Raw genomic sequence first — 19575 nt, forward strand, 5'->3', positions numbered from 1 at the left:
GCCGGGGTAGGAATACCCGGCCGGTCGGCGCACCCTTATAACAACGCGACAACCCCGACGGCGACGACCCACACGAGCACCCCGACGAAAAGTGCCGAGAGGAACGAGCCGGTCAGGACGAACACGCCGACCGCGGACACCGCGAAAAGCAGTGCCACGATCAGCCATTCCACCCAATCGCCCGGCCGCAGTTTCTTGTACCGAGGATGGGAACTCTTGAGCCCACGGTCCACAAGAAATGGGCTACCCGTAATGACCCTCGGCAAACGCGGTTTCGTTGCCGAATCTGCGCTATTTCGTGATCTTCCCGAGCAGATCTGATCAATACGGCGGGACCCGGTCTGCCGTAACGTGACCGAACCCGGCGGGGACGGACACCGCCGGGTCGCGCACTCTAGGACGAGGGCCGGTCGAACTCACCATCGTGCACACCCGCTGTGAAAGCGGCCCACTCACCGGGGGTGAAGACCAGGACCGGCCCATCCGGGTCCTTACCGTCACGCAACGCGACATGCCCGGCATCCAATAGCGCCACCTCGACGCTGTCCTTACCCGCGCCCTCGCCGGCTTTACGCCAGACCGCACCGGTCAAATCTACTTTCGCGCCCTCATTGATGCTCACGCCCGCAACTCCTCAGAACTCGCCGCCCGCAACACCTGCGGTGAAAGCGTGCCATGCGCCCGTACCGAAGACGAGGGCAGGTCCACCGGGATTTTTGCTGTCGCGTACGCCGATCCGGCCGCCCGCGAGAAAAGCGACCTCGACGCAGTCCTTGCCCGCACCGCTGCGGGTGCTCTTGAACCATTGCGCGCCAACCAAATCCATACTCATGCCACATACTCCTTCGCTATCTGCCGGAGCAGATGTCTACTGGGTTGAATATCCAGCGCGCAGCGCTGGAGGCACTCGTGCGCACGATCGTACCGCCGTACATCAGCATGTCTTTCGAGGTAGAGATCCCCCGTGAAGCCCTCTGCGTACACCACCGGCGGCTCGATCGGCTGGCCTTTGCCATCGATACCGAATTCGAGAACTGTGAACGGTCCGGTGGACACTCCGAGCGGAACACCGGCCGCGAACGGCAGAATACGCAGGGAGATATTGGGTTGGGTGCTGATATCGGCAAGATGACGTAGCTGCGCCGCCATCACTTTGGCGCCACCGACCACCCGATGCAAAACCGACTCGTGCAGGATCACGTTCACCGTCGCAGGTGCGACCTTACGGGTGATCAAAGCCTGTCGCTGCATACGCAATTGGACCCGGCGCTCGATCTCCGCGTCCGAATCATCCGGGTAGCCGAGACGATTGAGCGCCCTGGCGTAGTCGGCGATCTGAAGTAGGCCCAGTACGATTTCGGATTGGTAGGAGGTGAGTTTTTGTGCCGATGCCTCCAAACCGACATAGACGTCGAAGTTTTCGGGGATGAGATCGCCGTAGGCATGCCACCAACTCTTGACGGCGGCTTGCTGAGCCAGACCCTTGAGGCCATCGGACAATTCGTCCGGTATGCCGTAGATACGACACAGTTCTTGGATATCGATCGTTCGGATGCGGTCGGCCTGGCCTTTTTCCAAGCGCTGCAACGTGCTTGCACCCCACTCCATCAGCCTGGATGCCTCCGCGATGGTGAGACCCGACTGGGTGCGCCAGTCCCGGAGATACCTGCCGAGCTGGCGTCTGGGTAGAGTGGAGGCGGCGTTCTCAGGGGATAGCCGGTCCGGGGTTTCCGACGCTCTTGCCGAATTCGCTGACACAGCACGCTCCGTTCTGTATTCAACTGCGACGTTCTCGGGTCCCTCCGTGGTTACGCAGGCTGCCGCCTCCGGGCCCTTCGCTCACGCGATGCGCCCTGTGACATGGTTCGCTCGCTACGCTCCCTCACACCGCCGGTTCGGATGCATACCCAGCGGTTGCTCCGGGCGATCCCACAAGCTCGGTTCCCCGGCACTTCGCTTGGGCAGAGGGCTCTTTCGTCCACTATGGAGAATCCTCCCTTCCCTGCTGGGTTTTGTGCTGGGAATTCACCTCAAATCTTTGGATATCCATCAAGGACACTGTTCGCGACCTGCCGCGATGGTGTGCTGAGAGTGTGCCCGGAGCGGAACAGGCGCCTTTCCCCTCCTCCTGTGAAACCTCCGGGCGCGCACAGTATTCGATGGCGACGCTCGCGGCACCCTCCGTGGTCACGCAAGCTACCGCCTCCGGGCGCGTCGCGAGCGTCGCAGGAATCGCACGTAGGAACGAGGAGTCATGGCTGTAAGTGTCATAGCGTCGTCCTTGATGACCAGCGATTTGACCCCGCATCGTGCCCGCAGCGTCGGGCAGGAGAGCTGGGTGGTTTCCTATTTGCCCGGACGTACGCTGACCTGCGACCAGGCGGTTGCCGCGCTGAAGGTTGCTGAGGTGGTGCCATCGCTGTTCGCCGCGGTCGGCGATCTCGCGGACGAGGTCGGCCTGACCGTCCTCGAGGCGCTGGGGATGGCGGTTCGACAGGCACCGTGGGATCAGGGACCGATCTCCCGGTACACCCGACAAGTCCGCGCGGTGCGCCGCCGGGCGGAGGTCGCCTGATGCAGCTCACCAACCTGCACATGCCCGTCGCATCCCTATTGGCCTGCGGAAACGACCCTGGTGTGCTGACAACCGAACAAGCCCACGCCGCAATGCAGTTGCATATCGACTGCACCGTCGACCGGTGCCGGGTCCGCCGTGCGGCGCGGACCACGCTGGTGGAGGCGGGCAAATGTGTGCTGGACGAGCGCGCCCTGCCGTTATGAGGCCCGCTGCCGAGCCACCGGACGGCCCGGAGGTGCTTGCCGACTGCATTCGGGTGCTGCGCTGGGTGACCGCCGAGTCCCTGGCACATCGACGGCGCGCTGTCGCGGAGACGAAATACGGCCTGCCGAAACGAGTTGGCCGGCGGATCCGCTCAGTGCCAGGTGTGATCGGTGAGCGGGGTGCGCGGGCCGAACTTCGGCTTGTGCGCGTAACCGCTGATCTCCAGCAGGCGGACGGCCCGATAGCGATGTGGCCGTAGCGGTTCCAGATATTCGACCATCGCGTCGTCGTCGATGGGTTCACCGAGCAGGGTCCAGCCGACGATGGCCGCAAGGTGGTAGTCGCCGACCGAGAGGGCATCCGCGTCACCGAAGGCGCGCTGCCCGATCTCGGCGGCGGTCCACACCCCGATACCGGGCACCGTGCGCAGGCGGCGGGCGGCTTCGGCCGGACTTTCGGCCGCCGCCCGCTCCAGCGCGTCGGCCACCCGGGCCGCGCGCACGATCGTCTGCGCGCGCTGCGGACCGACATTGGCGCGGTGCCAGGTCCACGACGGGATCGTGCGCCAGGTATCGGCGTCGGGTGGCAGCAGCAGTCCGGCGGGTGCTGGGCGGGGTGCTGGAGAGCCGAACTGTCGCACCAACTTTCGCCATGATGCGCGGGCGGAGACGGTGTGCACCTTCTGCTCGAGCACAGCGGGTACCAAGGCCTCGAAGACCAGGCCGGTGCGCAACATGCGCAATCCGGGAAAGCGGCGGTGCGCGTCGACGATCTTCGGATGATCGGGGGCGAAGTCGGAGACGTCCTCGTCAAGGCACAGCATGTGATCGAGTCCGTCGAGGAATTCGGCCGCGCCCGGACCCCAGGCGCGGGCATCGACAGTTCGGCGATCGGCTTGGGTCAGGCGATAGGTGACCGGGCCGGTCGGCATTCGGGAGGCGTGCCAGTGCGCGCCGTCATGGGTGACCTGGTGGCAGGGGTCGCCGCTGCCGCGGGACAGTGGCGCGAGGGTGGGCGCGAGATCGATCGGCCGCTCGGCCGTGATCGTCCTGGTCAGGCCGGTCCGGTCCAGGTCCGGCGCGGCCGTCTGATTCCGCACCGCCCCATTGTGCCCCGGTAGGTGGGTGGCCGGCGCGCGGGCCTGCAATGTCGCCCGGCTCACAATTGTTTCGGTCCGAATGTGCGATTTGCCATGCGGATTCGACATAATCTCTGGTACCCGCCATTTTGTAACGCCAAGAATTGGTGTGGCGATATTGATGCGTTCGGCAAACAGCTGGCAGTCGCCATTATGGAGGTACGAAATGATCACCAACGCGCTCAACTGGTTGCTCAATGCCTGGGGTGCGGTTTCCGCGGGCAGCTCGGGCTACCAGATTCCGTCCGGCACGCTGCCGTTCGGCAGCTGAGGCTCATTCGCCGAGCAGGAATTGCGCGAGGTGTAGGCCTCGGCGGCCGCTCAGCTGCATGGCCTGGGTTCGGCACGAGAACCCGTCGGCTATGAAGATCGAATCTTCGTCGGCATTCCGTAGTGCCGGGAGCAAGCCATTCTCGGCGACGGCGACCGAAATGTCGTAGTGGTCGGATTGCATTCCGAAGTTTCCCGCCAGGCCGCAGCAGCCGGTGATCTCTGTCACATTTAACTGCATGCTGGCTAATAGTTGGCGATCTTTGTCGAAGCCGATTACGGCATGGTGATGGCAATGCGGTTGGACGACCACCGACTGTCCCGGTCGCGGTGGCGGCCGCCAGTTCGGCTGTTCGGCAAGGAATTCGGCGAGTGAGCGCACGGCGGCGGCGGTAGCGGCCGCGCGCGGGTCGTCCGGTAGCAGTTCCGGCAGGTCCGAGCGCAGGACCGCGGTACAGGACGGCTCGAGGCCGACGACGATGCCGCCGCCGCGCACATGCTCATCCAGTTCGGTCAGTGTCGCGCGCAGCCGGGCCCGAGCGCCGTCGAGTTGGCCGGTGCTGATCCAAGTGAGCCCGCAGCACACGCGCCGTCCCGGTATCCGGACTCGGTAGCCGAGGGATTCGATCAGTTGTACTGCGGCCTGTGCTATTTCGGGGTCGAAGGCATCGGTGAAGGTATCGATCCACAGCAGCACTTCGGGTGCCCCGTCCGAATCCGCACGGTCGTGCCGGCTCCTGCGGAAACCGCGGTCGGCGAGTCGCGGTACCGCACGTCGCGGATCAATTCCGCCCGTGCGCAAGGCGATCCGGCGCAGCCACCCGACTTCGGCCAGCGCGTTCGCCGCTCGCGGCATACGACCCGCGACACCGAGCCAGCGCGGCAGCCATCCCAGAGAGTAATGATCGATGGGACGCGGGCGGTGCCGGTAGCGGCGGTAGAGCGCCTCGGATTTGTAGGTCGCCATATCGACCCCGGCCGGGCAGTCGGAGCGACATGCCTTGCAGGACAGACACAGATCGAGCGATTCTGCGACCGCCTCGGACGACCAGGGCAGTGCGCCACGCACCACCTCCTGCAGGACCCGCGCCCGGCCGCGGGTGCTGTCCTTCTCGTCGGCGGTGGCCAGATACGACGGGCACATGAAACCACCGGTCGCGCGGGTGTCGGCGCGGCATTTGCCGATTCCGACGCAGCGATGCACGGCCGTGGAGATATCGCCGTCGTCATGCGGAAATGCGAAACCGGCCGCGCCGATCGGCCGCACTCCGACCAGACGCAGGTCGGCATCGATGGGGCGCGGCGCAACCAGGACGCCCGGGTTCAACACATCATCCGGATCGAAAAGCGCCTTGTACCCGGCGAATGCGTCGAGCGCGTCCTGGGAGTACATGATCGAGAGCAATTCCGAGCGGGCGCGGCCATCGCCGTGCTCACCGGAGAGCGAGCCACCGTAGCGGACCACCAGTTCGGCCGCATCCTGCATGAAGTTCCGAAAGCGTTGCGGCGCATCGGCAATCGGCAGATCGAGACGGACGTGAATGCAGCCGTCGCCGACGTGACCGTAGAGCAGTCCATCCACGCCGTGGTCCTGTGTCAGCGTGGCGAAATCGCGCAGATACGCACCGAGGTGCTGCGGTGGGACGGCCGCATCCTCCCAGCCCGGCCAGGCCGGATGACCCGCCGGAGTGCGACCGGCCAGGCCCGCACCTTCGGCTCGAATGCGCCAAAGTGCTGCGGCGGCACCGGGATCGGTGACAATCTTGGAGTCCAGCGCACCGACGGTTCGGCAGAGCTGCTCGGCCGCGGCATATGCCTCGGCGGGCGTATCACCGACGGACTCGACGAACAGCCAGCCGCTACCGCGCGGCAGTTCCGGCACACCGCTGGTGGCCCCGCGGTGTACGCGCACGATATCGACCAGTCGCGCATCGATACCCTCGACCGCGATCGGGTCGCAGGCCATGACCGCCGCGACATCGTCTGCGGCCGTCGCGATATCGGGATAGCCGAGCACCGTGAGCACGGTGGCCCGCGGCAGCGGGACCAGATCCACCGTTGCTTCGAGCAGCAACCCGCAGGTCCCCTCGGTGCCGACGAATGACTTCGCGACCGCCGAACCACGTTCCGGCAGTAGATGTTCCAGACCGTAGCCCGATGCCTGCCGATCGAATCGGCCGAGTTCGGTGCGGATCACCGCGAGACCGGCCCTGGTGAATTCGGGCAGGCCGGGAATTACGGACGGGTCGGCCGCCAGCGTGCGCTCGGCTCCCTTCCCGTCGAGAATGCGCAGCTCACGCACATTATCCGAGGTGCGCCCCCATGCCACCGCATGCGGTCCGCACGCATTGTTGCCGATCATCCCGCCCAGCGTGCACCGATTCTGCGTCGACGGATCGGGCCCGAAGCGCAGCCCGTGTACGCCGGCCTTTCGCTGCAATTCGGCAAGGACGACACCGGGTTGGACGCGTGCGATGCGCCGTTGCGGATCGAGCTCACCGATGCCGTTCATATATCGACTGAAGTCCAGCACGATCCCGTGCCCGACAGCATTGCCCGCCACCGAAGTCCCCGCACCCCGCGCGGTAACCGTCAGCCCATTACCCCGGGCGAATTCGAGCGTGCGCGCCACATCCTCGGCCTCGCGCGGAAAGACAACCGCGGCCGGAAGCACCCGATAATTCGACGCATCGGAGGAGTACTCGGCGCGCCGACGCAAGGACGCGTCGACCTCACCCGCGATCCTGCGACGCAACGCATGCGACATCTGGTCCTCGCTCACCCCACCAGCCTATGCACGCACATCCCCGACCACCGGCGCCACATCCGGACCCTTTGTCTGGATCCGTACTCTGCTTCGAATCGGTACTCATGTCCTGATCCGGACACCATTGCCGGATCCGCACCATGTGGCGGGTGCCACGGACTAGGTGCGGTGGTTTCGCTGTGCGCGGAATCCTTGCGGAATGGGCTTGCACTCAACCTTTGTTGAGGTCTTAGTGTCGGTGGCCAGGTGTTCGATGGGCGGGGAGCGAGAGGGAGCAGCACGGTGAGTATCGAATCGGTGGCCTGGAGCCAGATGTATCGGCGGGCGAACGCGCCGCAGGAGCAGCGGCCGTTCCGGCTCGCGACCGCGCAGCGCATTCTGCGGTTCGCGCGGCCGCACCGCCGCCGGATCGCTGCGTTCCTGCTGTTCAGCGTGGTGTCCGCACTGCTCGCGGTGGCGACGCCGGTGCTGGCCGGCCGGGTGGTCAACGACATCGTCGGCGGCGCCGCGGCGCGCGTCGTGGTCACCCTCGCCGTCCTGATCGGCGGGCTCGCGGTGGTCGATGCCGCACTCGGGGTGATCATTCGCTGGCTGTCCTCGCGGATCGGTGAGGGGCTGATCCTGGATCTGCGCACGGCCGTGTTCGACCATGTGCAGCGGATGCCGGTCGCGTTCTTCACCCGGACCCGCACCGGCGCGCTGGTCAGCCGTTTGAACAGCGATGTGATCGGCGCGCAGCGCGCGTTCAGCGACACGCTCTCCGGTGTCGTCACGAATCTGGTCACCCTCGCCCTCACCCTCGCCGTCATGGTCCGCATCTCCTGGCAGATCACGCTGCTCGCGCTGGTGCTGCTGCCGGTATTCGTGGTTCCGGCCCGGCGGATGGGCAATCGACTGGCCGGATTGCAGCGCGAAGCCGCGGGCCTGAATGCGGCGATGAGCACCCAGATGACCGAACGGTTCTCCGCACCCGGCGCGACGCTGGTGAAGCTGTTCGGACGGCCGCAGCAGGAGTCGGACGAATTCGCACTCCGCGCGCGTCGGGTGCGCGATATCGGGGTGCGCACGGCGATGCTGCAGACGGTTTTCGTCACCTCGCTGACCCTGGTTTCGGCGCTGGCACTGGCTCTGGTCTACGGACTCGGCGGGTGGTACGCGCTGCGCGGCCAACTGGATGCCGGTGCGGTGGTATCGCTTTCGCTGCTGCTGACCCGGCTCTACACACCGCTCACCGCACTGGCCAGCGCTCGGATGGAGATCATGTCCGCGCTGGTGAGCTTCGAGCGGGTCTTCGAGGTGCTGGATCTGAAACCGCTGATCGAGGACGCACCGGATGCCGTCGCGGTGCCCGCTGGTCCGGTCGCGGTGGAACTGGACAACGTCACCTTCGGCTACCCGTCGGCCGACAAGGTGTCGCTCGCCTCGCTCGAGGATGTCGCGACGCTGGATACCCGCGGCGGGGTCGAGGTGCTGCACAATGTTTCGCTGCGGGCCGAGCCCGGTCAGCTCGTCGCACTGGTCGGTTCCTCCGGTGCCGGGAAATCCACTGTGGCCCAGCTCGTTTCCCGGCTCTACGACGTGGACGGCGGTGCGGTGCGGCTGAACGGCACCGATGTGCGCGAGCTGACCACGACCTCGATCCGGGACACCGTCGGCCTGGTCACCCAGGACGGCCACCTGTTCCACGACACCATCCGCGCCAATCTGCTGCTGGCTCGACCCGAGGCCACCGAGGCCGAGCTGTGGGACGCGTTGCAGCGGGCTCGGCTGCGTGAGCTGGTGACGTCACTGCAGGACGGTCTGGATACCGTCGTCGGCGAACGCGGCTACCGTCTCTCCGGCGGTGAACGCCAGCGACTGACCATTGCCCGTCTGCTGCTCAAACAACCACGCGTGGTGATCCTGGACGAGGCGACCGCCTCATTGGACTCGACCTCGGAAGCCGCTGTCCAAGAGGCGCTTTCCGAAGCGCTGGAAGGTCGAACCGCACTGGTCATCGCACATCGCCTCTCCACCATTCGGGCCGCCGACCAGATCCTGGTGCTCGAGGACGGCCGAATCGTGGAGCGCGGCACGCACACCCAGTTGCTGGCCGCCGACGGACGCTACGCGCAGCTGTACCGCACGCAGTTCGCGGACGAGCCGGTCGAAGTCGCGGCCTGAGCGCACCGAAGCCCGGCTCGAACCGGGCTTCGGTGCGTACTGTCAGAATTCGCCTGCGACGCCGAATACGGTGCGACCGGAGTGGCTGCCGTGCTGAATGGCGTGCAGGACCCGCTCGGCCTCGGTGATGGGCGCGAAGTTCTCGATCGTCGAAAGGTGCTGGGGCCGCAGCTCATTGGCGAGTCGTGCCCAGATCGCGCGGCGCTTGTCGATCGGGACGTACGCGGAGTCGATGCCGAGCAGCGATACGCCGCGCAGGATAAAGGGCATGACGGTGGTCGGCAGATCCGGTCCGCCGGTCAGGCCGCTGACCGCGACCGCACCGCCATAGCCGATCGCGCTGAGAATATAGGCGAGGGATTTGCCACCGACACTGTCCACCGCACCGGCCCAGGTGGCCTTGGACAGTGGACGCAATTTCGCATCAGGATCCTCCGGCAGGCGACCGATCACCTCGTTCGCGCCGAGTTCGGCCAGCCGATCACCCGCATCGGTCTTTCCGGTGGAGGCGATCACCTCGAAGCCGAGGCCCGACAGAATATCGATGGCCACGCTGCCGACGCCGCCCGTCGCACCGGTGACCAGCACCGCACCGGTATCCGGGGTGAGTTCGTGATCGAGCAGCCCCTGCACGCTGAGTGCGGCGGTGAAACCGGCGGTACCGACCGCGGCCGCGTCTCGGGTGCTGAGACCGTCGAGCTCGACCACCCAGTCGGCGGGCACCCTCGCATACTCGGCGAAGCCGCCATGATGCGAAACGCCGATGTCATAGCCGTGCGCCACCACCTGATCACCGGGCGCGAAATCGTCGACCTCGGAGGTGACGACCTCACCGGTGATATCGATGCCGGGGATGATCGGATACTTCCGGACCACGCCGCCGCCCGCGGTGATCGCCAGCCCGTCCTTGTAGTTCGCGCTCGAGTAGTGCACCTTGATCGTGACCTCACCCGGCCCGAGGAAGTCCTCGTTGACCTGCTGCCGCGTGAGCACGATCCCGCTGTCCGATTCTTGTGCCACCATCGCCCAGAACTCCATGCCGACGAGCATACGAGCGTCGGCCGGTGGCGGGGGTGGATCTTCGCCGCCGGCTATTGCGGTACGAGTTCGAGGCGGACGCCGAGCAGCCTCACCGGGCGATCCAATTCGAACCGGTCGATGATGCGCAGGGCGGTTTCCACGATGGCCGCGATATCGGTGGTCGGCTCGGGTAGTTTCTCCTGCTTGCTGCGGGTATAGAAGGTATTGCTGCGGACGGTCACCGAGACGCGCAGCGGGGTGCGACCCGCGGCGGACATCTCCTCGCCGACCTCAGTGGCCAGTCGCGCCACCTGGGCGCGGATCTCCTCGGGATCGGTCAGGTCGTGTGGGAAGGTCTCGGATTTACTGCGGCCCACCGGAATTCGCGGCTCGGTGGTGACATCCGTATCGCCCTTACCGTGGCCGAGCACCCAGAGATATGGGCCGGTATTCGGACCGAATTCGGCGGCGAGGCGCCGACGATCGGCGGCCATCAGGTCGGCGACGGTTTCGATGCCGAGTTCGGCCATCCGCGCGGCGATCCGATTTCCGATGCCCCACAGCGCATTCGTCGGACGGTGTGCCATCACCTCGACCCAATTCGCGGCAGTGAGCCGGAAGATCCCCGCCGCCGCGCCGACGGTATCGGCGGGCGCGGCGGAGGACTTGCCCGCGGATTTCGCGAAACCGGTCGCCAGCTTGGCCGTGAGCTTGTTGTCGCCGATGCCGATGGCGCAGGTCAGTTCCAATTGGGCGATGGCGCTACGGATTTCGCGTGCGAGCCGTTCCGGATCGTCGGTGTCGGCGGCGAGGAAGGCCTCGTCCCAGCCCCACACCTCGACGCGGCCGGGAAAGGTCCGCAGCAACGCCATGACTTCCTCGGATGCCTCCTCATAGGTGGCCATATCCAGCGGCAGGAAGATCCCGTCGGGACATTTGCGCTTGGCCGAGCGCAATGCCATCCCGGCGCGCACCCCGAATGCTCTGGCCGGATACGACGCGCAGGTCACCACCTTGCGCGGTTCGTCGGGATCGCCATTGCCGCCGACGATGACCGGCAGGCCGCGCAGCTCCGGATGGCGGCGGAATTCCACCGCCGCCTGGAACTGGTCGAGATCGACGTGCAGCAGCCACCTGGGCATACATAGGTCTTACCGCATGACCATGACAAGCAGCCGAAATTGGCCACGAACGTCCGTAGTCGACTCGGAAACGAGCCGTCCGTACGATCTCCGTCAGGACGAGCAAGGGGAGAGCCGCATGACCGACGCACCGGAGAACCTGCCCGCGGTTCGGGTCGGCGATATCGATCGCGCGGTCGCGGCCAAGCAGCTGCAACTCGCCGTCGACGAGGGGCAACTCGATCTGCTCGAGCTGGACAAACGGCTGGTCGCGGTCTATTCGGCGCAGACGGCTCAGGAACTGGTCGCCATCACCGCCGATCTGCCGGTGATCGCCGCCGCGCGCGAACCCATCGAACTGCGCACCGGCAGTGGGGCGCGGGTGAAGGACGGCGCGTGGATCGTCCCCGCCGAGATCACGGCCGAATGCAGTTCCGGCGGCATCAAAATCGACTTCACGCAGGCACTGTGCCCGCATCGCGAGGTCGTGGTGCATGTCGCCGTTGGTTCCGGCAGGGTCCAGTTGATCGTGCCGCGCGGCTGGCGGGTCGACCTCGATCGGGTGCAAGCCAGCAGCGGTACCGTCAAGAACAAGGTGACCGAGGGCAGTCTGCCCGGATCGCCGCTGCTCCGAGTCGACGGGGAGATCGGCTCCGGGGCCGTGGTGGCGAAGTATCCGCGGCTCCCGCGGCGATCGTTGTCGGCCTGGCTGCTGCGCCGACCCCGCCCGACCGTTTGACCGTTCCCCGCTCCATCCGGCGGACGCTAGTGCCACGTCCAGCTGGCTTCTGAGGTCATATGGCGTTGCCGCGGGCCGTGTCGTGCCGCGTTTCGACTGCGCTCGGCGAGCCGGGCTGGACCGGATAGCGCGGCAACCTGTCCGGACGGGGCACTAGCAACGGCTTTACCCTCACCTACCTGCGGTCCGCCGCCGGTACCCGGCTGCGCGGGGAGGCCACCGTCACCGGTCGACGCGTCAGGCCGTCGTCGCGTGCGAAATCTATGCCGAGCGCCCGGACGCCCTGTGCGCAGTCGCCCACGGCAATGCGCGCTCGGTCGAGCGCGAACTCGGCAGCCGAGCATCCGCCGACCAACCCATGAGCGAACGCAACGTCGTGACCAACGACCGGGGATACATACCCGCATCGGAGCGCGCGGCCACATGTCCGTCCGGACGCACCAGCAGCGCACCGCCCTGCGGCAGCTCGGTGCGGGCACCCCATTCGCTACCCAAGCCGTGCACCGCGATCTCGATACCGGTCTCGCGCTGCGCATCGGCCGCGGCATCGCGCCAGGCAGCCGACTTTCCGGCGATCAGTAGCGCGTAACCGGGTCCACAGAGATCCAAGGTCGAGGTGGTGTGCTCGGCGTCGAGCCACAGGTGCGGCAGTCGCGTTCCGACCTGCCCCGTCAGCCGATCGACATGCGGCTCGACCCATTCGACGCAATCCGCGGGTTTGCGCGATACCGCGCTCGACGCGTACCGGAACCGCGACATGACCGCCCCGAAATCCAACCGACGCGCCAAAATGTCTGCGTTGTCGGGGGTTTCGATGCCGTAGCGGGTTTCGAAGTCGTCTCCCAGATCGGCCTGTTCGGCGGCGATGATCGCGCGTGGCCACCGTTCGACCTGATAGGAATCGAGCAGCGCGGGCCCGGCGGTACCCGACAGCACGGCGGCCAATTTCCAGACCAGATTATGCGCGTCGGCGACACCGGTATTGCCGCCGAAACCACCCCACGGCGCGTGCCGGTGGGCGGCGTCACCGGTGAGGAAGACCCGGCGGCGCCGATACTCGTCGGCCACGAAACTTCCGGTGTCCCAAGCGCTTCGCGCCAGCACCTCGACCTCGATATCGGGCACGCCGATCACGGCGCGGACCAGTTCGATGCAGCGCTGGTCCGGATAGTCCGCGACCGTCTCACGGGTCGGGTCGTATTCGAGCTGGAAGGACCATTCGTCGGTGTTGTTCTTGGACAACACGAGTCCGCGCACGGTGTCGGTGCTGATCTCGCATTGGCTGAATGTGCGACCGCCCAGCACCTGCGTAAGATCCGTCCGCGCAAAGACGTTGATGTAGTGACGCGTCGGCGGCAGCTCCCAGCCTGCGACACCCAATGCCCGCCGGATCGGACTGGCCGCACCGTCGGCCGCGATGAGGTAGTCGGCCCGGATAACCGAGCTGCGACCCGACTCAGCACGCAGGGTTGCGGTGACACCCGCGTCGTCGGCCTCGAAATCGATGAGCTCGACTCCGAATCGGAGATCACCACCGCGTTCGCGGGCCTGCTCGGCAAGCACCGGCTCGAGCAGTACCTGGGGCAGGAAGCAGAACTGCGACGGGCTGGGATCGGCCGCCGCCATTGCCGACCGCAAGTGACTCAGGTCGAGTGGCTCAGCCGTGATCAGGCTGGTGCCCCGGCTCGCGCCGCCGAAGCTGCCCGCCCGCAATGCGGTTTCGGAGGCCTGGCGGACCCGCCCCTCGACGCCGACCTGACGGAACAACTCGGTGGTCCTGGTGTGCAGGCCGCGCGCCTTCGGCAACGCCGATGGCTTGGTTCGCTTTTCGACGAGAACATAAGGGACATCGTGATATTCGAGGAACAGCGCGGCCGACAGTCCGACCAAGCCGCCGCCGACAACGAGAACGGGAATCCGCTGCGTAGAAGTCATGCCACGATCGTGTGCGCCCGGGCTTGCACCGTCCTTGCGTCGCGGTCACGGCGAGCATGCATACGAAACGGGCCGTACCCGCAGGTACGGCCCGTTCGAGGCGAATATCAGGCGCTCGCCGCGAAAGCGGGGGCGCCCAGGGCCGGTTCGGCGACGGGCTCGATGGCGTAGGCCAGGATGTCGGCCACGTCGGCGACCGGGCGCACATCCAGGGCGGCCAACACCTCCGCGGGCACGTCGTCCAGGTCCGGCTCGTTGCGAGCCGGGATGAACACCGTCTTCAGACCCGCACGCTGCGCGGCCATCAGCTTCTGCTTGACCCCGCCGATCGGCAGCACCCGGCCGTTGAGCGTGACCTCACCGGTCATGCCGACATCCGCGCGCACCTGCCGACCCAGCGCCAGCGACACCAGGGCGGTGACCATGGTGACACCCGCCGACGGCCCGTCCTTCGGCACCGCACCCGCCGGGAAGTGGATGTGGATATTGCGATCCAGCACCGACGGTTCGATGCCGATCTCCGCCAGGTGCGAGCGCACGTAGGTGAGGGCGATCTGCGCCGACTCCTTCATGACATCACCCAGCTGACCGGTCAGGGTGAGCGCGCGCTCGCCCTCGGCGCCATTGGCCTCGATGTAGAGGACATCGCCGCCGAGACCGGTGACCGCCAAACCCGTTGCCACACCGGGGACCGCGGTGCGTTCCACCGAATCCGGGGTGAAGCGTGGACGACCCAGGTAGTCCTTCAGGTTCTCCAGATCGATGGTCAACGACGCCAGCGCGTCGTAACCCAGCTCGGCGTCGTAACCCAGCGAAATTACATTGTCGGCCGAACCAGTTCCGTCCTCGGACAGCCGAGTCGCGGCCTTGCGCAATGCCTTCGCGATCAACCGCTCCATCTGCCGCACACCGGCTTCCCGGGTGTAGTTGGCCGCCACCTCGCGCAATGCCTCGTCGGTGATCGAAACCTCCTCGGCGGTAAGCGCATTGCGTTCCAGCTGCCGTGGCACCAGGAAGTCGCGGGCGATGGCCACCTTGTCGTCCTCGGTGTAACCGTCGACGCTGATCATTTCCATGCGGTCCAGCAGCGGGCCGGGAATGGTCTCCAGGACATTCGCGGTCGCGATGAACAGCACGTCGGACAGGTCCAGATCCAGATCCAGGTAGTGGTCGCGGAATGTGTGGTTCTGCGCCGGATCCAGCACCTCGAGCAGTGCCGCGGCCGGATCACCGCGGAAGTCCGAGCCGACCTTGTCGATTTCGTCCAGCAGGACAACGGGATTCATCGATCCCGCCTCCTTGATGGCACGCACGATCCGGCCCGGCAGCGCACCAACGTAGGTGCGCCGGTGACCGCGGATCTCCGCCTCGTCGCGCACACCACCGAGGGCGACGCGAACGAACTTGCGGCCCATGGCCCGTGCCACCGACTCACCGAGCGAGGTCTTGCCGACACCGGGCGGACCGACCAGCGCGAGCACCGCGCCGGAACCACGTCCGCCGACGACCTCGAGTCCGCGCGCGGCGCGGCGGGAGCGCACGGCCAGGTACTCGACCATGCGATCCTTGACCTCGTCCAGGCCGTGGTGATCGGCGTCCAGCACGGCGCGGGCGGCCGAAACATCGGTGCTGTCGGTGGTTTTCACGGTCCACGGCAGGTCGAGGACGGTGTCCAGCCAGGTCCGGATCCAGCCGGATTCCGGGCTCTGATCGCTGGCCCGCTCCAGTCGACCGACCTCGCGCAATGCCTCGGCGCGCACGTCATCGGGCAGATCGGCCTGCTCGACCCGGGTGCGGTAGTCGTCGGCGCCGTCGGGCTCGTCCTCGCCGAGTTCCTTGCGAATGGCATTGAGCTGCTGGCGCAGCAGGAATTCGCGCTGACTCTTCTCCATGCCCTCGCGGACATCTTCGCTGATCTTCTCGGTGACCTCCGCCTCGGCGATATGCGCCTTGGTCCACTCGATCAGTTTGGTCAAACGCTGTGCGGTATCGGGGGTTTCGAGCAGCTCACGCTTCTCGTCGGCGGTCAGGTACGGCGCGTAGCCCGCGGTGTCGGCGATTGCCGACGGATCGGTCAGCTGATTGACCGCGTCGATGATCTGCCAGGCCTCGCGGCGCTGCAACACCGAAACGACGAGCTTCTTGTATTCGGCGGCAAGCTCTTTGGTGCGACCGTCGGCGGCGGGCGTCTCGACCGGTTCGGCCTCGACCCACAGCGCGGCGCCCGGCCCGGTGACCCCGTGACCGATCTTGGCGCGCCGTTCGGCCTTCAGCACGGCGGCGGGCGCGCCACCGCGCATCCGGCCGACCTGTTCGATGGTGGCGACGACGCCGTAGGAGGCGTAGCCCTCGGTCAATCGGGGCGCGAGCAGCACCGCGTCGGTATTCGCGGCGCGCGCGGCGTCGATGGCGGCCTGCGCCGATTCGTCCAGTTCGATGGGCACGACCATGCCCGGCAGCACGATCGGATCGGTCAGGAACAGCACCGGCAGGTTCTGTGGTGTAGTCACGCGTTCGACCCTTCCAAAAGTTGAGCGATGTCCAGTCAACCCCGGGCCTTCCACGTTTGTTCCACACCGCCGCCCACGTTCGCTCAGAGCGATCAGCGTTCGCTGCGGCAGTAGAATTCAGAGTGTGTTCGAAGTCGATGCGCGGCCGGTTTCCGGACCTGTTCGCTGCCACAATCCAGACGGGCTGAGTATCGGTGAGGCCGCGCGTCTTACCGGGGTCAGCGTGCACACTCTGCGCTACTACGAACGCGCCGGCCTGGTCATCACCCCCGTCGACCGCACCGCCGGCGGGCGGCGGCGCTACCACCAGCTGGACCTGGACTGGATCTACGTATGCGCCAGGCTGCGAGCCACCGGAATGCCCATCCAGACCATGCGTCGCTACGCCGAACTCGTGGCCGCCGGAAACGGCAACGAGCCCGAACGCATCGCGCTGATGGAGGCGCATCGCGGCGAGGTCGTCGCCAAACTCGCCGAGATCCAAGAGAATCTCGCCCTCATCGACCGCAAGCTCGATATCTATCGGGGTCGAATCGCAATCGGCGACCGCGATTTCACCGCACCCCCGGGCTGATACATCCGTCGGCAATGACAAACGTGTCGCGGACCTGTGGCGACGCTGGTCATCTTCGGGTGGGTCATCCTGCATCTGGACCGACTGTGCGCCGGGGCTTGGTCCCGCATTGACACCTCATCGGAGCCAATGAGAATGTTGGCAACTAGATATCTCACACCTGGGCGGCACTAGGGGGACCCGACGATGACAACACTCACCTCCGGAGTGTTCATCGATTGGGAACAGCTGACCGGTCTGTCCAAGTTCTCCGTCGATCTGATCACCTTTCCGATCTTCAGTGCGCTAGCCGGTTGGCTCACCAACTGGACCGGTGTGCTGATGCTGTTCTGGCCGGTCATTTTTCGCGGAATCCGGATTCCTGGCCTCCAGGTGTTGTATCCGTACTTTCCGCGCCGGGTCCAGGTGCTGCCGACATTTTCCGGTGACGGCCGCCGGCTCGGATTCCAGGGATTCATTCCGGCGCGCGCCGAGAAGATGGCGAGCATTTGTGTCGACAAGGCGCTGATGCGCATCGGCAGTCCGCGCGATTTCATCCACGAACTGGATCTGGAGAGTATTGCCGATTACATCGCGATACTCGCGAGCAAACAGGTCGAACCGCTCGTCGACGAGGTGATGTACCGGGAGAATCCGGACCTGTGGCGCGGGGTGCCGAAGGCGATGAAACAGGTCATCTATCAGCGGGTGGATCGGGAATTGCCCGGATTGACCCGGCGGGCCTTCGAATCGCTCGGCGACAATGTGGACCAGCTCATCGATATCAAAACCTTCGTCATTCGGTATCTGCAGGAAAACCCGTACATCCTCAAGGATCTGACCACCACCATCGCCGCCCCCGAATTGCGTTTCATGGTGCGGATCGGCCTGCTCGGTGCGCCGTTCGGCCTGCTGCTCGCGCTGTATATGCATGTGCACCACACCATTCCGGTGTTCGGCTGGGTGCCGGGTTGGGTGATCGTACTGCTGGCCTCGGCGGCGATCGGCGTGATCGTGAATGTCATCGCGGTCAAAATGGTCTTCGAACCGGGTGATCCGCAACCGCGCTACAAGTATTTGTGGAAGCAGGCGCTGCTGGCCAAGCGACAGCCGCAGGCGGCGACCGATCTCGCGCATATCCTCGCCTATCAGGTGTTGACGCTGCCGAACCTGTCCAAGGAACTGCTCGATGGTCCGAACGGCGATAAGACCAGGCAGCTGATCGAGCGGCTGGTCTCCGATGAGATCCATCGCCAACTCGGCCCGACCACCTCGATCGTGCGCGTCGCCTTCGGCCGCCGCCAGTTCGACAATCTCAAGGTCGGCGCCGCGGGCGCGGCGGTCGGGCTGGCTCCCAGCCTGGTCGCGGACGAGGCGTTCACCCTCGAACAGGCCAAGAAGATCGATGAGTTCGCCGCACGCAAGCTCCAGCATCTCACCCCGGGGGAGTTCATGGAGATGTTCTACGCCTCGGTCGAGCAGGATGCCTGGCTGTTGTACTTGCACGGCGCACTGCTCGGCGTGCTGGTCGGCGCCGCCCACCTGACGATTTTCGGCTGGTAACCGGCCCGAATCCGGTCGGCGGCGAGCCCGCGCCAAATACAAGCACGCATGCTTGCATTTTTTTGAGCCCGCTGCGATGCTGGATCGCGATGGTGTACGAAGCAGTGCGCCTGGACGGGACAGGGATCTGATGGCCGACCTAGACGCGCTCCTGCGCGATTTCGCCGACGACTGCGCGGAACTGGAACAAATCGTCGCCCCGCTGCCGGACTGGTCCGCGCCGACACCGGCGCCCGGCTGGAGTATCGCCCATCAGATCGGCCATCTGGCCTGGACCGACGAGGTCGCCGCCCTGGCCGCCACCGACCCGGACGGTTTCGCGAAGCTGGTCGAGGACGCGGGCCCCAAGGCGTTCACCTTCGTCGACGAGGCCGCCGAGGAAGCGGCCACCACACCCGCCGCCGAACTGCTCGACCGATGGCGCCGCGGCCGCGCCGGTCTGATCGAGGCGCTGCGCGCGCTGCCGTCCGGCACCAAACTGCCGTGGTTCGGACCGCCGATGAGCCCGGCATCCATGGTCAGCGCGCGCATGATGGAGACCTTCGCACACGGCCAGGACATCGCCGACGCACTCGGTTTGACCAGGACACCGACCGCCCGGCTGCGCACGGTCGCCCATATCGGCGTGCGGACCAGGAACTTCGCCTACACCGTGCGCGGTAAGACCGTGCCGGCCGAGGAATTCCGGGTCGAACTCACCGCACCGGACGACAGCGTGTGGTCCTGGGGTCCCGAGGATGCCGCGCAGCGGGTGACCGGTCAGGCACTCGACTTCTGCCTGCTGGTGACGCAGCGCCGGCACCGTGACGATCTCGCGCTGAGCACAATTGGCCCGGACGCCGCCGAATGGCTCTCCATCGCACAGGCTTTCGCGGGGCCGACGGGTGACGGGCGGTCGGCGGGCCAGTTCGCCTGACCCGCCGCATCCGAACCACCGGGTCCGGCCGGAATTCTTAGGTGCGGGCGAGCGCCACACTTGGGTGCGCCGTTCGTGTCGGCCGGACGCCGTTGGCC

17 protein-coding genes are annotated in these 19575 nt (G+C 66.2%); 7 read left to right on the forward strand and 10 right to left on the reverse strand.

Translation table 11 applies throughout. The features are described 5' to 3' along the window. Window positions 1-35: 35 nt before the first annotated feature. From ACQPYR_RS42900 to ACQPYR_RS42915, 4 genes are all read right to left on the reverse strand, one after another. A complete protein-coding gene (locus ACQPYR_RS42900; protein ID WP_040697654.1) occupies window positions 36-233 on the reverse strand; it encodes a hypothetical protein in 198 nt (65 codons plus the stop codon). 161 nt (window positions 234-394) lie between these two features. After that, the gene (locus tag ACQPYR_RS42905; protein WP_433600247.1) at window positions 395-622 is read right to left on the reverse strand and encodes a DUF397 domain-containing protein; all 228 of its coding nucleotides are present in this window, start codon (window positions 620-622) and stop codon (window positions 395-397) included. Between the two features lie 12 nt (window positions 623-634). Then, window positions 635-832 (reverse strand): DUF397 domain-containing protein, encoded by a 198-nt coding sequence (locus tag ACQPYR_RS42910; RefSeq protein WP_397042997.1) that lies wholly within the window; start codon window positions 830-832, stop codon window positions 635-637. Next, window positions 829-1758: a helix-turn-helix domain-containing protein gene (locus ACQPYR_RS42915; protein ID WP_433625903.1), complete on the reverse strand. Its 930-nt coding sequence runs from the start codon at window positions 1756-1758 to the stop codon at window positions 829-831. Before ACQPYR_RS42915 ends, ACQPYR_RS42910 begins: the two co-directional genes overlap by 4 nt. A 526-nt stretch (window positions 1759-2284) precedes the next feature. Between ACQPYR_RS42915 and ACQPYR_RS42920 the strand changes: the two genes are divergently transcribed. Beyond that, window positions 2285-2575 (forward strand): hypothetical protein, encoded by a 291-nt coding sequence (locus ACQPYR_RS42920; protein WP_307678042.1) that lies wholly within the window; start codon window positions 2285-2287, stop codon window positions 2573-2575. Further along, on the forward strand, window positions 2575-2781 hold the full coding sequence (locus ACQPYR_RS42925) for a hypothetical protein (RefSeq protein ID WP_040697671.1): 207 nt from the start codon (window positions 2575-2577) through the stop codon (window positions 2779-2781). The genes ACQPYR_RS42920 and ACQPYR_RS42925 overlap by 1 nt, the downstream gene beginning before the upstream one ends. Before the next feature lie 152 nt (window positions 2782-2933). Here the strand turns inward: ACQPYR_RS42925 and ACQPYR_RS42930 are convergent, their stop codons facing one another. Both ACQPYR_RS42930 and ACQPYR_RS42935 read right to left on the reverse strand, forming a co-directional pair. Next, window positions 2934-3881 carry a DNA-3-methyladenine glycosylase family protein gene (locus ACQPYR_RS42930; protein ID WP_433625905.1) on the reverse strand — a complete coding sequence of 316 codons (948 nt, stop codon included), beginning with the start codon at window positions 3879-3881 and terminating at the stop codon, window positions 2934-2936. 313 nt (window positions 3882-4194) lie between these two features. Then, entirely contained in the window at window positions 4195-6957 is a 2763-nt protein-coding gene (locus ACQPYR_RS42935) for an FAD-binding and (Fe-S)-binding domain-containing protein (RefSeq protein WP_433635415.1), read from the reverse strand. Window positions 6958-7239: 282 nt separating this feature from the next. On the opposite strand from ACQPYR_RS42935, the gene ACQPYR_RS42940 reads away from it, so the two are divergent. After that, window positions 7240-9120, forward strand: a complete 1881-nt coding sequence (locus ACQPYR_RS42940; RefSeq protein ID WP_433625908.1) for an ABC transporter ATP-binding protein — start codon at window positions 7240-7242, stop codon at window positions 9118-9120. A gap of 42 nt (window positions 9121-9162) precedes the next feature. Here ACQPYR_RS42940 and ACQPYR_RS42945 read toward each other — a convergent pair whose 3' ends face one another. Both ACQPYR_RS42945 and ACQPYR_RS42950 read right to left on the reverse strand, forming a co-directional pair. After that, on the reverse strand, window positions 9163-10158 hold the full coding sequence (locus tag ACQPYR_RS42945) for an oxidoreductase (protein WP_433625911.1): 996 nt from the start codon (window positions 10156-10158) through the stop codon (window positions 9163-9165). Between the two features lie 53 nt (window positions 10159-10211). Next, a complete protein-coding gene (locus ACQPYR_RS42950) occupies window positions 10212-11282 on the reverse strand; it encodes a DNA polymerase IV (RefSeq protein WP_433625913.1) in 1071 nt (356 codons plus the stop codon). Between the two features lie 118 nt (window positions 11283-11400). On the opposite strand from ACQPYR_RS42950, the gene ACQPYR_RS42955 reads away from it, so the two are divergent. After that, window positions 11401-12000 carry a DUF1707 SHOCT-like domain-containing protein gene (locus ACQPYR_RS42955; RefSeq protein ID WP_433625916.1) on the forward strand — a complete coding sequence of 200 codons (600 nt, stop codon included), beginning with the start codon at window positions 11401-11403 and terminating at the stop codon, window positions 11998-12000. A gap of 261 nt (window positions 12001-12261) precedes the next feature. Here ACQPYR_RS42955 and ACQPYR_RS42960 read toward each other — a convergent pair whose 3' ends face one another. After that, entirely contained in the window at window positions 12262-13935 is a 1674-nt protein-coding gene (locus ACQPYR_RS42960; protein ID WP_433625918.1) for an FAD-dependent monooxygenase, read from the reverse strand. Window positions 13936-14042: 107 nt separating this feature from the next. Continuing rightward, the gene (gene lon / locus ACQPYR_RS42965; RefSeq protein ID WP_433635416.1) at window positions 14043-16385 is read right to left on the reverse strand and encodes an endopeptidase La; all 2343 of its coding nucleotides are present in this window, start codon (window positions 16383-16385) and stop codon (window positions 14043-14045) included. 184 nt (window positions 16386-16569) lie between these two features. On the opposite strand from lon, the gene ACQPYR_RS42970 reads away from it, so the two are divergent. The 3 genes from ACQPYR_RS42970 (at window position 16570) to ACQPYR_RS42980 (ending at window position 19477) form a co-directional block, all read left to right on the forward strand. Continuing rightward, window positions 16570-17019 (forward strand): MerR family transcriptional regulator, encoded by a 450-nt coding sequence (locus ACQPYR_RS42970; RefSeq protein WP_433625921.1) that lies wholly within the window; start codon window positions 16570-16572, stop codon window positions 17017-17019. 186 nt (window positions 17020-17205) lie between these two features. Continuing rightward, complete coding sequence (locus ACQPYR_RS42975; RefSeq protein ID WP_433625924.1) at window positions 17206-18561, forward strand: hypothetical protein; 1356 nt, start codon at window positions 17206-17208, stop codon at window positions 18559-18561. A gap of 130 nt (window positions 18562-18691) precedes the next feature. Further along, window positions 18692-19477, forward strand: coding sequence for a TIGR03084 family metal-binding protein (locus tag ACQPYR_RS42980; protein WP_433625927.1), 786 nt, complete (start codon window positions 18692-18694; stop codon window positions 19475-19477). The last annotated feature ends 98 nt before the right edge of the window (window positions 19478-19575 follow it).

Origin of the sequence: Nocardia sp. CA-120079, from assembly GCF_050955745.1 — a bacterium.
Taxonomy (GTDB): Bacteria; Actinomycetota; Actinomycetes; order Mycobacteriales; family Mycobacteriaceae; genus Nocardia.